The sequence below is a fragment of the Roseomonas sp. BN140053 genome, from assembly GCF_047690175.1.
Classification (GTDB): Bacteria; Pseudomonadota; Alphaproteobacteria; order Acetobacterales; family Acetobacteraceae; genus Roseomonas.
Window position 1 is genome coordinate 15254 of the sequence record NZ_JBLLEB010000004.1, and the last position, 12219, is coordinate 27472.

The following is a 12219-nucleotide window of genomic DNA, read 5'->3' on the forward strand; positions in this document are numbered from 1 at the left end:
CGGCCGGCATGCGGCGCCATCCGGGCGGGCGGCACGGCGGCCGTGCCGCGCCCGACTGGCCGAGCGTAACATTCCACCCGCATTGCGCCAGATCGGCCGGCCCATCGCGGCACGGGTCCCGGGCCGCTGCGCCGCGCGCCGGCACCACGGGTCCGGCAGCCCTGCGCTCCTCCGCCCCCGAGGCCGCCCCTGAGGCCACTGCCTAACCGCCCAGCCCCCGCACGAACTCGATAAAGGCCCGCAGCGGCGCCGGCACCAGCCGCCGCCCGGGGTAGTACAGGAAGGGCCCGGAAAAGGCCGGCCACCAGTCTTCCAGCACCGGCTCCAGCGCCCCGCTGTCGAGGTAGGGCCGCAGCCAGTCCTCGAACAGGGTGATGATGCCGGTGCCGGCCACCGCCGCTTCCACCGCTAGGTCGGTGCCCGCGCCGACGCTGACCAGCAGCGGCCCCGCCGGCTCCACCCGCACCACCTCGCCGTCGCGCTCGTATTCCCACACGATCATCGCGCCGCTGCTGAAGCGGCCGCGCAGGCAGGCGTGGTCCAGCAGCTCGCGCGGGTGCGCGGGACGGCCGCGGCGGCGCAGGTAGTCCGGCGCGGCGGCGGTGGCGAAGCGCTGCACCCGCGGCCCGATCGGCACCGCGATCATGTCCCCTTCCAGCCGCTCGTCGTAGCGGATGCCGGCGTCGCAGCCGGCGGCCAGCAGGTCCACGAAGCTGTCCTCGACCGTCACCTCCAGCCGGATCTCGGGAAACGCGGCCAGGAAGGGCGGCACGATGCGCGGCAGCACCAGCCGCGCCGCGCTGACCGGCACGTTCAGCCGCAGCGTGCCCGCCGGCCGGTCGCGGAAGCCGTTCACCACGTCCAGCGCCGCCTCCACCTCCCCCAGCGCCGGGCCGAGCCGCTCGATCAGCCGCGCCCCGGCTTCGGTGGGCACCACGCTGCGGGTGGTCCGGTGCAGCAGCCGCACGCCGAGCCGCGCTTCCAGCCGCCGCACCGCCTCGCTCAGCCCCGAGGCACTGCTGCCCGCCGCGCGCGCCCCGTCGCGGAACCCGCCGGCGCGCGCCACCGCGAGGAAAGCATGGAGGTCGCCGAGATCCGCCCGCATCGTTCGTTTTCCCGCACAGGGCGTGCGGATTGTGCCTGATTATCGCGCAGCGCGACACGGCCTAGCTAGGGGTCATCAGCACGGAGCATTTCCCCATGACCAGCAGCGACACCCTCGGCCGCACCACCCCCGCCACCGGCACCGCCGAGGCTGCCGATCCCGTCGCCCGCGGCATCGCCCGGGCCGGCAGCTTCCGCCTCGGCAGCCGCCGCGTGCGGCGGCTGGGCTACGGCGCCATGCAGCTGGCGGGACCGGGGGTGTTCGGCCCGCCGAGCGACCGCGACGCCGCCCTGGCCGTGCTGCGCGCGGCGGTGGCGGCCGGGGTGGACCACATCGACACCAGCGACTTCTACGGCCCGCACGTCACCAACCAGCTGATCCGCGAAGCCCTGGCGCCCTATCCCGCCGACCTCACCCTCGTCACCAAGATCGGCGCGCGGCGCGACGAGAAGGGCGCCTGGCTGCCGGCCTTCTCGGCCGAGGCGCTGGAGCGGGCGGTGCACGACAATCTGCGCAACCTCGGCCTCGACGTGCTGGAGGTGGTGAACCTGCGCATCATGCTGGACGTGCACGGTCCCGCCGAGGGCTCCATCGAGGAACCGCTGACCGCCCTGGCCGAGCTGCAGCGCCGCGGCCTGGTGCGCCACATCGGGCTGAGCAACGTCACGCCCACGCAGGTAGCGCAGGGCCGCGGCATCTGCGCGGTGGCCTGCGTGCAGAACCAGTACAACCTGGCGCATCGCGGCGATGACGCGCTGATCGACGCGCTGAACCGCGACGGCATCCCCTACGTGCCGTTCTTTCCGCTGGGCGGCTTCTCGCCGCTGCAATCCTCCACCCTGTCGGAGGTCGCGGCGCAGCTGGGCGCCACGCCGATGCAGGTGGCGCTGGCCTGGCTGCTGCGCCGCTCGCCCAACATCCTGCTGATCCCCGGCACCTCCTCCGTGGCGCACCTGCGGGAAAACCTCGCCGCGGCGGAGCTGGACCTGCCGGCGGAGGCGATGGCGGCGCTGAACGGCATCGGGGCGGCGGGCTGACGCGGAAGCAAGCCGGGGGAAAGTATTCCCCCGGACCCCCATCTATTTTCGGGAGTTTTGGGAGTGCCCTCTGGGCACCCCCACACTCCCGAAAGAAGGAGGGGGATCGGGGGAGTTCACTCTCCCAACCTTGCTACGCCGCCAACTGCCCGATCGCGTCCCGCGCCGAGGCGATCGCCCGCCCCTTGGTGTGCTCGTCGATGTTGAGCCCCTCGGCCAGCACCACCTCGATATCCCGGACGCCGAGAAAGCCGAAGCCGGCGCGCAGGAAGGACTCCGCGTGCTCGGCGGAGAAGCGGGCGGTGTCCGCCCCGTAGAAGCCGCCGCGCGCGATGGCCAGGATCACGCGCTTGTTGCCGGCCAGCCCTTCGGGCCCCGCGGCGCCGTAGCGGAAGGTCACGCCCGGCACGGCGAGGCGGTCGAACCAGGCCTTGAGTTCGGAGGGGATGCTGAAATTGTACATCGGCACCCCGATCACCACGACGTCCGCGTCCAGGAACTCCTGCAGGATGGCGTCGCTGTTGGTGCGCCGCGCCTGCTGCGCCGCGTCCAGCACCGGCGCCGCCTTGGACATCGGGTGCGCGGTGGGTGCCGTGGCCGCGGTGAAGTGCGGCAGTTCCTCCGCGACCAGGTCGCGATAGGTCACGGCCGCCGCGCCCTCGCCGGCCAGACGGCGGACGATGAGCGCGGTGAGTTCGCGCGTGACGGAGCGCCCGCCGGTGATGCTGCTGTCGACGTGGAGGAGCTTCATGGTGATCCAGGTTCCGATTTGTGCCTCGGTCGTGGTATCTGCCTGCCCCGCAACGCCGCGCAAGAACGCACAGGCTTGATATCAAAGGCACACGGATGTGACCGACCTCGCCCCCGCGACCCCGCCCGTCCGGCACCAGACCGCCGCCTGCCTGCGGGTCACGCAGGTGATCGGGCGCATCGGTGACAAGTGGGCGGTGCTGGTGATCATCCTGCTGCGCGAGCGCGGCTACCGCTTCAACGAGCTCAAGCGCGGCATCGGCGGCATCTCGCAGCGCATGCTGACCCTGACGCTGCGCAACATGGAGCGCGACGGGCTGGTGACGCGCACCGTCACCCCCTCCATCCCGCCGCGCGTGGACTACGAGCTGACGGAAATCGGGCACTCGCTGGCGGGGCCGGTGAAGCTGCTGGGCGACTGGGCCTTCGCCAACCTCGACCAGATCGGCGCGGCGCGGGCGCAGTTCGATGCCAAGGGGGACGGCACCGCCCCGCGCTAGGGGGTGTTGCGGGTCTGATCAAAGGTTCTGCGCAGGGCAAGCGAGAGGGTCGCTCGGGTGCAAGGCGTTCATAGCCTCTGTCCGGGGAAAGAGCCCTGGCCGTATCTGGGCCGTTTCCCGTTTTTCCATCTCAATCGGAAATTTTAGGAAAGGTGATTTGGGGACAGGTTTCGGGAAAGCGGCACAGACTGCGACTGTGCTGCCTCGCCCAGCGGCCGTCCCGCTACACCTTTTCTAATCGGGAACGAGTATGGCGGATCCTTCGTGACGCGCCGTACCACGGATCACGGTGCGAGATACCGTGCTGGCGTCATGCCCATCGCCTTCTTGAACATGACGATGAAGGCGGTGGGTGACTCGTATCCGAGGATGCCGGACACATGCTGCACACTCGCGCCGCTCGCGAGTTCCCGTAGCGCGACGAGAAGGTGGAGCTGTCGTCGCCATCGCCCGAAGCTGAGCCCCGTCTCCTGAACCATGAGCCGCTTAAAGGAACGCTCACTCATGGCGACGTGTTTCGCCCATTCACCCAATGGGCGCCAATCTGCCGGCGTTGCGGCAAGCAGCGCGGTCACCAGGGCGATCTTGGGATGCGCAGACGTGGGTAGCCTGAGACCGCTTGCCGGCATCAGCATCAACTCGTCGAGGAGCACCCGTGCGAGGCGGCCGAAATGGTCGTCCGCCACGGACGCCGCCGGCGCGTCCGCCAGGCGCAGAATCATCTCGCGGACCATCGGCGAGATCGAGAGCGTGCAGCAGTTCTGCGGCATGCGCGCTGCGCCGGGTTCCACGAAAAGGTACGCAAGCCGAGCATTGGGGGTGGGGTGGTTGCTGTGCGGCACGCCGCCCGGGATCCACACCCCGCATGTTGGCGGCACGATCCACAGGCCATCGGCGGCCGTGCAGGTCACGGCGCCATGCAAGGCCAGAATAAGCTGGCCCTGCCGATGATGATGGTGGGGCATCTCCGCTCCGTAGTCGGCGAAGTCGAGATGAAAGGCGGTCGCCGGCCGGTCCGGCCCGTCCGGCACGACCGCCGTATGGCAAGATGCGTCACGCCCAGCAAGTTGGCCTAATCTGACGATCATATGGCATTATCGCGAATTTCACCCACGCGGCAACTCGGTAAGGTCCATCGCGAGTGATGGAGAAGGCCATGCGAATTGCTGTTGTCGGTGCAACCGGACGGATCGGTGCGAAGCTCACGCGAAGCCTGCTCGACGCCGGCCATCAGGTCAGGGCCCTGTCGAGAGGCGGTCCGGCCCTCGACGCCCTGGTCGAGATCGGTGCCGAGCCGTTCATCGGGAGCTTCGACGCCGGGACAGGAAACCTCGATCACTTTTTCCAGGATGCCGATGCCGCGTTCCTCATGGTCAAGACGGACTGGAACAACATCCACGGCCACTACTCGGAGGTCGCTCTCCGGTTCTTCGATGCTCTGCGCCACTCCCCGGTCAAGCACGCGGTAAGTCTGACGGCCATGGGGTCGGAGGTCAGAGGAAGCACCGGCCACTTCCAGCCGTTCTACCAGCTCGATCAGATTCTCAACCGCCTGAGCGACATCGATCTGGTGCATTTGCAAGCCGGCTGGTTCATGGAGAATCTGTTCGGCTTCATCGACGCCGTTGTGGAGCATGGCCGGATCGCCTGGTCGTTGGGCCCCGACGTCGAAACACCGTGGGTCGCCACGGATGACATCGCCGATTTCGCCGTCGGTCAGTTGCTGAATCCGACCGGCCAGCATCGCATCGTGCATGAATTGGGCGCCGACTACTCGATGTCGAAAATCGCCGACATCATGACCCAGGAAATAGGCCATCCGGTGGACTACCGCTTTATCGACAGGAACCGACCAGAGGTCGAACAGGGGTTCCTGCAGCGGTTCGGTTCATTGGAGCGATGGCTGGACGATACGCAGACGCTTGAAGCGTTGAACGACGGCAGGGTCCGCTTCCACGACGATCGTCCGGCGATGCCGACGACCATGAAGGCCTTTATGCGGACATCGTTCATGCCGCGTTACAGCAAGGCGACGACGCAGCGATCAAACAGACCCGAGCAATTCTTCGAATGGACCGCACGGGACGATCTCACGACGACTTGAGTGAGGCAAAAGCTCAGTCGGGAGCGACGCTTCTGACATCATGATCTTTCCCGACTGCAATGCCATATTTCCCGGACGACCATCCTTTCTGGGAAAGCCGGGGTCCGGTTGGGAGGGCGACGATAGTCTGCACTGGGTGACACCAGCCGGGGCAGGCAAAGCGCCCCTCTTCTCACTCACAACCACTGGCCAGGTCCGGAACACGCTCCAGGCGCAAGGGAACCCCCCATCATCCTGGCGGGGGCGCCCGAACGGTTCGGGGACTGGTGCAACCCGGGCAGTCCAGTCCCCCCAATGCCCAAAACCCTGAAAAGTGTCAGATTGGCCCGTTCGTGCCACATCCCGCGCCGGGCTTGACGGCCAAACCCCTGGAATGATAGGAATATATTCTGAAAACGGGCGGCCGTCCGGGGGCCGCGGTAAGGAAGTAAGATGGTAAGGAAGTAAGGCGGACCCGCCTTCCCGCCCCGTGCCAATCCCGCCGGACCGCCCTATATCCCGCCGCATGGGAACATTGCCGGAACCTTTCGCGGGCTGGTTCGCCGCCCGCGGCTGGACGCCGCGCCCGCACCAGCTGGCACTCCTCGACGCCGCCCGCGACGGGCACAGCGCCCTGCTGGTGGCGCCCACCGGCGGCGGCAAGACGCTGGGCGGCTTCCTGCCCACGCTCACCGCCCTGGCGGCGGCACCCCGGCCGGGGCTGCACACGATCTACGTTTCGCCCCTCAAGGCGCTGGCGGTGGACATCGCGCGCAACCTGCTCGACCCGATCGAGGCGATGGGGCTGCCGATCCGGGTGGAAACCCGCACCGGCGACACCCCCGCCAACCGCCGCGCCCGGCAGCGCCAGGACCCGCCGCAGATCCTGCTCACCACGCCCGAGAGCCTGGCCGTGCTGCTCTCCTCCCCCGAGGCGGATGCGCTGTTCGGCAACCTGCGCGAGGCCGTGCTGGACGAGGCGCACGCCCTGGCCGGCTCCAAGCGCGGCGACCAGCTGGCCCTCTGCCTTAGCCGCCTGCAAACCCTGGCGCCCGGCCTGCGCCGCACCGGGCTTTCCGCCACCGTGGCGCACCCCGACGCGCTGCGCGCCTGGGTGTCCCCCAGCGCGCGGGCGGAGGATGTGCGCCTCGTGGTGGGCCAGGGGGGTGCGTCGCCGCAGCTGGACCTCGTGCTGCCCGAGGGGCACCTGCCCTGGGGCGGCCATATGGGCCTCGCCTCGGCCCCCGAGATCTACCGCCGCATCCGCGGCGCGGGCGTCACCATCGTTTTCGTCAACACCCGGGCGCAGAGCGAGCTGGTGTTCCAGGCGTTGTGGCGCCTCAACGACGACACCCTGCCGATCGGCCTGCACCACGGCTCCCTGCAGATCGAGCAGCGGCGCAAGGTGGAAGCCGCCATGGCCGCGGGCAAGCTGCGCGCGGTGGTGGCCACCGCCTCGCTGGACCTCGGCATCGACTGGGGCGCGGTGGACCAGGTGATCCAGGTCGGCGCGCCCAAGGGCGTGAGCCGCCTGATGCAGCGCATCGGCCGCTCCAACCACCGCATGGACGAACCCTCCCGCGCCGTGCTGGTGCCGGCCAACCGCTTCGAGGTGATCGAGTGCGTCGCCGCCACGGAGGCGGTCGCGGCGCAGGAGCTGGACGGCGAGCCGCCGCGCGCCGGCGGGCTGGACGTCCTCGCCCAGCACGTCCTGGCCACCGCCTGCCACGCCCCCTTCCACCCCGACGACCTTTACGCCGAGGTCACCAAGGCGGCCCCCTACGCCGCCCTGACCCGCCGCGACTTCGACGACGTGATCCGCTTCGTAGAGGATGGCGGCTACGCGCTGCGCGCTTATGAGCGCTTCCGCAAGCTGTTCCGCGACAGCGAGGGCCTGATCCACGTCCGCGACGAGCGCGTGGCCCGCACCGCCCGGATGAACCTCGGCACCATCGTGGACACGCCGATGCTCAAGGTCCGCATCCGCGGCGGCCCGGTGCTGGGCGAGGTGGAGGAATGGTTCATCTCCACCCTGGAACCCGGCCAGTGCTTCATCTTCGCCGGGCAGTGTCTGCGCTACGAAGGCATGGATGCCCTGGCCGCGGTGGTGTCGCGCGGCGGCGAGGGCGAGCCGCGTGTCCCCACCTATGCCGGCGCCCGGCTGCCGCTTTCCACCAACCTGTCGCTGCGGGTGCGCGGCATCCTGGAAGACCCGAAGCGCTGGGCCGCCCTGCCGCCGCCAGTGCGCGACTGGCTGCGGCTGCAGGCGAAGCGCTCGGAACTCCCCTCCCGCGACGGGCTGCTGATCGAGACCTTTCCCCGCGGCGGCCGCTGGTTCCTGGTGGCCTATTGCTTCGAGGGGCGGCTGGCGCACCAGACGCTGGGCATGCTGGTGACCAAGCGGATGGAACGGCTGGGCTTCGGCCCGCTGGGCTACCTCGCCACCGACTACGTCCTGGCCGCCTGGAGCGCCTTCGAGCCCACAAACCCCGCCCAGCTCTTCGAGGAGGACATCCTGGGCGAGGAGCTGGAGGAATGGATCGCCGAAAGCTCCATGCTCCGCCGCACCTTCCGCAGCATCGCCACCATCGCGGGGCTGCTGGAAAAGAACCACCCCGGCGCCGAGACGTCCGGCCGCGCCATGACCGTCAACGCCGACCTGATCTACGACGTGCTGCGCAAGCACGACCCCGAGCACATCCTGCTGCGCGCCACCCGCCAGGAAGCCGCCTTCGGCCTGACCGACGTGCGCCGCATCGCCACCCTGCTGGCGCGCGTGCAGGGGCGCATCCGCCACCGCCGCCTCGACCGCGTGTCGCCGCTGGCGGTGCCGGCGCTGATCGAGGAAGGCCGCGAATGGGTCGCCGGCGGCGCCGAGGACGCCCTGCTGGCCGAGGCCGCCGCCCTGGTGGAGGACGCCACCGACGGCACCGATCACTTCGCCGACGTACTCTCGGAGGTGACGGAAGGCATCCGCGTGCGTTCCGGTGTGGTGGACCGCCCCAGACACCGTGACAGACCCCGTCACCCCCGCTTCAACCGCACGGCCCCCCGCGGCGCATCGCGCGAGCCATGACGCCCGCGCCCTTCCACCTCGCGGGCGAGCGGCTGCTGCTGGACCCGGCGGGCGTGCTGGCCTGGCCGGCGCGGCGGCTGCTGGCGGTGTCCGACCTCCATCTGGAAAAGGGCAGCCACTTCGCCCGCCGCGGCGCCTTCCTGCCGCCCTACGACACGCGCGACACGATCGCCCGGCTGGCCTCCGCGATCCGGCGGCACTCGCCGCGGGTGCTGGTGCTGCTGGGGGATTCCTTCCACGACGCCGAGGGTTTCTCCCGCATGCTGCCGGCCGATGCGGCGGCGCTGCGCCACGCGCTGGACGCGGTGGAGCGCACCGTCTGGGTGCTGGGCAACCACGACCCCGTGCCGCCCGAGGGCCTGCCGGGCGAGAACTGCGACGAGTTCCGCGACGGCCCCCTCACCTTCCGCCACCAGGCCGCCCCGGCCTTGCCGAACGGCAGCGGCGAGCTCAGCGGCCATTTCCACCCCAAGGCCACGATGGCCACCCGGGCCGGCGGGGTGACGCGCCCCTGCTTCGCCGCCGACCCGCGCCGGGTGATCCTGCCCTCCTTCGGCACCTATACGGGCGGGCTGGACGTGCGCGACCCGGCCATCGCCACGCTGTTCCCGCGCGGCGGTCGCGCCTTCCTGCTGGGCCGCGACCGGCTCTACGCCGCGCCGATGGGCCCGGCGAAACGGCTGGCGCATTCCGACGCCCTTCTTACCTCCCTGCCATGACCACCGCCGCGCACATCGTCTGGTTCCGGCAGGACCTCCGCCTGTCCGACAACCCCGCCCTGGCCGCGGCCGGCGACGCGCCGGTGCTGCCGGTCTTCGTGCTGGACGACGCCGCGGCCGGGCGCTGGGCCACCGGCGGCGCGGCGCGCTGGTGGCTGCACCATTCGCTGGACGCGCTGGGCCGGGCGCTGGCGGAACGCGGCGCCCCGCTGATCCTGCTGCGCGGCGACACTACGACGCTGCTGCCCGAGCTCGCCGCCCGCAGCGGCGCCGCTGCGGTGCAGGCCGGCCAGCTGCCCGAACCCTGGGCGCGCCGCCAGGCCGACGCCGTGGCCGCCGCCCTGGCGCGCGACGGCCGGGCGCTGCACCTGCACCGGTCCACCACCTTGCGTGACCCGAAGGAGCTGCGCGCCGGCAGCGGCAACCCCTACAGCGTCTTCGCCCCCTTCGCGCGCAAGCTGCTGGCGGGTGGCGACCCCGCGCCGCCGATCCCCGCACCGGCGCGGCTGCACGGCGCTCCCTCCCCCATCTCCTCCCTGCCGCTGGCGGCCCTGGATCTGCTGCCCCGCCCGCCCGTGCCGGACTGGGCGGCGGAGTTCGGCACCGTCTGGACCCCCGGCGAGGCCGGGGCGCAGGAGCGGCTGCACCGCTTCGTCGGCACCGGCCTGGGCCACTACGCCCAGCGCCGCAACGACCCGGCGATCGAGGGCTCCTCCGGCCTGTCGCCGCACCTGCGCTGGGGCGAGGTGTCGCCGCGCCAGGTCTGGCACGCCGCGGTGGCGGCCATGGGCGGCGACCGCACCCGCGCCGAACCCTTCCTGCGCGAGGTGATCTGGCGCGAATTCTCCGGCTACCTGCTGTGGCACCGCCCGGAGATGCCGGAGCATGCCCTGCGCCCGAGTTTCGAGCGCTTCCCCTTCGCCCCCGACGCCACGCTGCTGGCGGCTTGGCAGCGCGGCCGCACCGGCTATCCCATCGTGGATGCCGGGCTGCACCAGCTCTGGCGGGTCGGCTGGATGCACAACCGGGTGCGGCTGATCGCGGCCTCGCTGCTGGTGAAGCACCTGCTGCAGCCCTGGCAGGACGGTGCCGCCTGGTTCTGGGACACGCTGGTGGATGCCGATCTCGGCAACAACAGCGCCTCCTGGCAGTGGATCGCCGGCGCCGGCACGGATGCCGCGCCCTATTTCCGCGTGTTCAACCCGGCCACCCAGGCCCGCAAGTTCGACCCCGAAGGCACCTATGTCCGCCGCTGGGTGCCCGAACTGCGGAAGCTGCCCACCGCCTTCATCCATGCGCCCTGGGAAGCGCCGGAACCCGCGCTGCGCGCCGCCGGCGTGCGCCTGGGCGACACCTATCCGCGCCCCATCGTCGACCACGCCACCGGCCGCGCCCGCGCCCTGGCCGCGCTGCGCACGCTGCGCCTGCCGCCGGCGGAAGCGGAGGCCCCGTGACGCCGCCGCGCTCCCGCTTCGAGGGGCTGCGCGTGGTGGGCGACGTGCACGGCGACGCCCAGGCCCTGCAGGCCGCGCTGGACGGCGCGGTGGCCGAGAAGCTGTTCGTGATCCAGCTCGGCGACCTCACCGACCACGGGCCCGATGCCCCGGCAGTGCTGCGCCGCACCTTCGCCATGCTGGATGACCGCGCCGGGCTGTTCCTGCTGGGCAACCACGACCACAAGCTGCGCCGCGCCCTGGCCGGGGCCAAGGTGCGGATGGAACCCGCCGGCCTCGGTTCCACCCTGGCGCAGCTGGACGCTGCCCCCGATGGCCCTGCCCTGCGGGAGCGCACCTTGCTGGAAGTCGGCCGCGCCCCGGCCTGGCTGCGGATCGAGCAGCGGGTCTTCGTTCATGCCGGCTTCCACCCGCGCATGCTGCACGCCCTGCCGCCGCCCGATGCCGGCGCCCATCGCCCCGAGGGCCTGGTGCCCCGCGCCCTGTTCGGCCAGGTCACCAGCCGCATGCGCGAGGACGGCTTCCCCGAGCGGCTGCACGACTGGGTGGACCGCATCCCCCCCGGCATCACCGTGTATTGCGGCCACGAGGTCCGTTCCTCCGACGGGCGGCCGCTGACCCATGTCGGGGCGCTCGGGGGGGCTGCGGTGTTCATGGACACCGGCGCCGGCAAGGGCGGGCACCTGTCCTGGGTGGACCTGCCCTGGTGACCGCGCCATCCTGGGCGGTCGCCCCTTCCCGATGACCTTTCCCTTCCCGACAACCGCCTCCCCCGCAGCCGGCTCGCCCCGCCGGGCGCCCACACCGTTGCGCCGCCGCGCCCTGCTGCTGGGCGCCGCGGCGCTGCCCCTGGCGGGTTGCGGCAGCATCTCCGCCCAGACCTTTGCCGGGCACGGCCCGCCCTTCCGGCCGGAGGAGTTCTTCAGCGGCCGCCTGCGCAGCCAGGGCCTGTTCGTGACCCGGCTGGGCGCGCTGGACAGCTGGTTCACCGCCGAGCTGGACGGTTCCTGGGACGGCACAATGCTGCGCTTCCACGAGGTCTTCCACTACGAGAACGGCTTCGTCGACCGCCGCTCCTGGGAGCTGCGCCGCGACGCCCCGGACCGCTGGCGCGGCACCGCCACCGACGCGGTGGGCGAGGTCACCGCCACCGAAAGCGGCAACGGCTTCCACCTGCTGCACACGCTGGACATGCCTCGCCCGGGCGGCGGCACCCGCCGCCTCAGCTTCGACCAGTGGTTTGTCCGGCTGGACGAAACCAATGCCCTGTCCCGCGCCGCCGTGTCCTTTCACGGTCTTCAGGTCGGCACCGCCCAGGTTTCCTTCCGCAAGCTGGCCTGATCCGGGGCAGCCAGCCCCCACCCTGCAGCCCCCGGCCCTCTCGCGCCGGGGGCTGCAGAGTGGGAGCCGCAGGGCCGGGGCGGGCCGCCGCGATGGCCCGGCGCGGCCGGGTTCTTGCTGGGGTATCGGGGATCGACACCAGCACGGGCTCGGA

General features: G+C 71.3%; 11 protein-coding genes. 8 read left to right on the top strand and 3 right to left on the bottom strand.

Annotated features, from left to right (window positions below):
- Positions 1-202: 202 nt before the first annotated feature.
- Positions 203-1105: a LysR family transcriptional regulator gene (locus ACLIBK_RS05680; RefSeq protein WP_415386264.1), complete on the bottom strand. Its 903-nt coding sequence runs from the start codon at positions 1103-1105 to the stop codon at positions 203-205.
- 95 nt (positions 1106-1200) lie between these two features.
- Here ACLIBK_RS05680 and ACLIBK_RS05685 point away from each other — a divergent pair, with 95 nt between their 5' ends.
- Positions 1201-2142 (top strand): aldo/keto reductase family oxidoreductase, encoded by a 942-nt coding sequence (locus tag ACLIBK_RS05685; protein ID WP_415386265.1) that lies wholly within the window; start codon positions 1201-1203, stop codon positions 2140-2142.
- A 133-nt stretch (positions 2143-2275) separates the two neighbouring features.
- Here ACLIBK_RS05685 and ACLIBK_RS05690 read toward each other — a convergent pair whose 3' ends face one another.
- The gene (locus ACLIBK_RS05690) at positions 2276-2893 is read right to left on the bottom strand and encodes an FMN-dependent NADH-azoreductase (RefSeq protein WP_415386266.1); all 618 of its coding nucleotides are present in this window, start codon (positions 2891-2893) and stop codon (positions 2276-2278) included.
- Between the two features lie 97 nt (positions 2894-2990).
- Between ACLIBK_RS05690 and ACLIBK_RS05695 the strand changes: the two genes are divergently transcribed.
- Positions 2991-3392: a winged helix-turn-helix transcriptional regulator gene (locus tag ACLIBK_RS05695; protein ID WP_415386267.1), complete on the top strand. Its 402-nt coding sequence runs from the start codon at positions 2991-2993 to the stop codon at positions 3390-3392.
- A gap of 284 nt (positions 3393-3676) precedes the next feature.
- On the opposite strand, the gene ACLIBK_RS05700 is transcribed toward ACLIBK_RS05695, so the two are convergent.
- Positions 3677-4480: an AraC family transcriptional regulator gene (locus tag ACLIBK_RS05700; protein WP_415386268.1), complete on the bottom strand. Its 804-nt coding sequence runs from the start codon at positions 4478-4480 to the stop codon at positions 3677-3679.
- A gap of 56 nt (positions 4481-4536) precedes the next feature.
- Here ACLIBK_RS05700 and ACLIBK_RS05705 point away from each other — a divergent pair, with 56 nt between their 5' ends.
- The 6 genes from ACLIBK_RS05705 (at position 4537) to ACLIBK_RS05730 (ending at position 12065) form a co-directional block, all read left to right on the top strand.
- A complete protein-coding gene (locus tag ACLIBK_RS05705; protein ID WP_415386269.1) occupies positions 4537-5496 on the top strand; it encodes an NmrA family NAD(P)-binding protein in 960 nt (319 codons plus the stop codon).
- A gap of 505 nt (positions 5497-6001) precedes the next feature.
- Complete coding sequence (locus ACLIBK_RS05710; RefSeq protein WP_415386270.1) at positions 6002-8551, top strand: ligase-associated DNA damage response DEXH box helicase; 2550 nt, start codon at positions 6002-6004, stop codon at positions 8549-8551.
- A complete protein-coding gene (pdeM, locus tag ACLIBK_RS05715) occupies positions 8548-9270 on the top strand; it encodes a ligase-associated DNA damage response endonuclease PdeM (protein WP_415386271.1) in 723 nt (240 codons plus the stop codon). Before ACLIBK_RS05710 ends, pdeM begins: the two co-directional genes overlap by 4 nt.
- On the top strand, positions 9267-10724 hold the full coding sequence (locus tag ACLIBK_RS05720) for a cryptochrome/photolyase family protein (protein ID WP_415386272.1): 1458 nt from the start codon (positions 9267-9269) through the stop codon (positions 10722-10724). Before pdeM ends, ACLIBK_RS05720 begins: the two co-directional genes overlap by 4 nt.
- Positions 10721-11434 carry a metallophosphoesterase gene (locus tag ACLIBK_RS05725; protein ID WP_415386273.1) on the top strand — a complete coding sequence of 238 codons (714 nt, stop codon included), beginning with the start codon at positions 10721-10723 and terminating at the stop codon, positions 11432-11434. Before ACLIBK_RS05720 ends, ACLIBK_RS05725 begins: the two co-directional genes overlap by 4 nt.
- A gap of 97 nt (positions 11435-11531) precedes the next feature.
- A complete protein-coding gene (locus ACLIBK_RS05730) occupies positions 11532-12065 on the top strand; it encodes a DUF3833 family protein (protein ID WP_415386274.1) in 534 nt (177 codons plus the stop codon).
- Positions 12066-12219 lie beyond the last annotated feature (154 nt).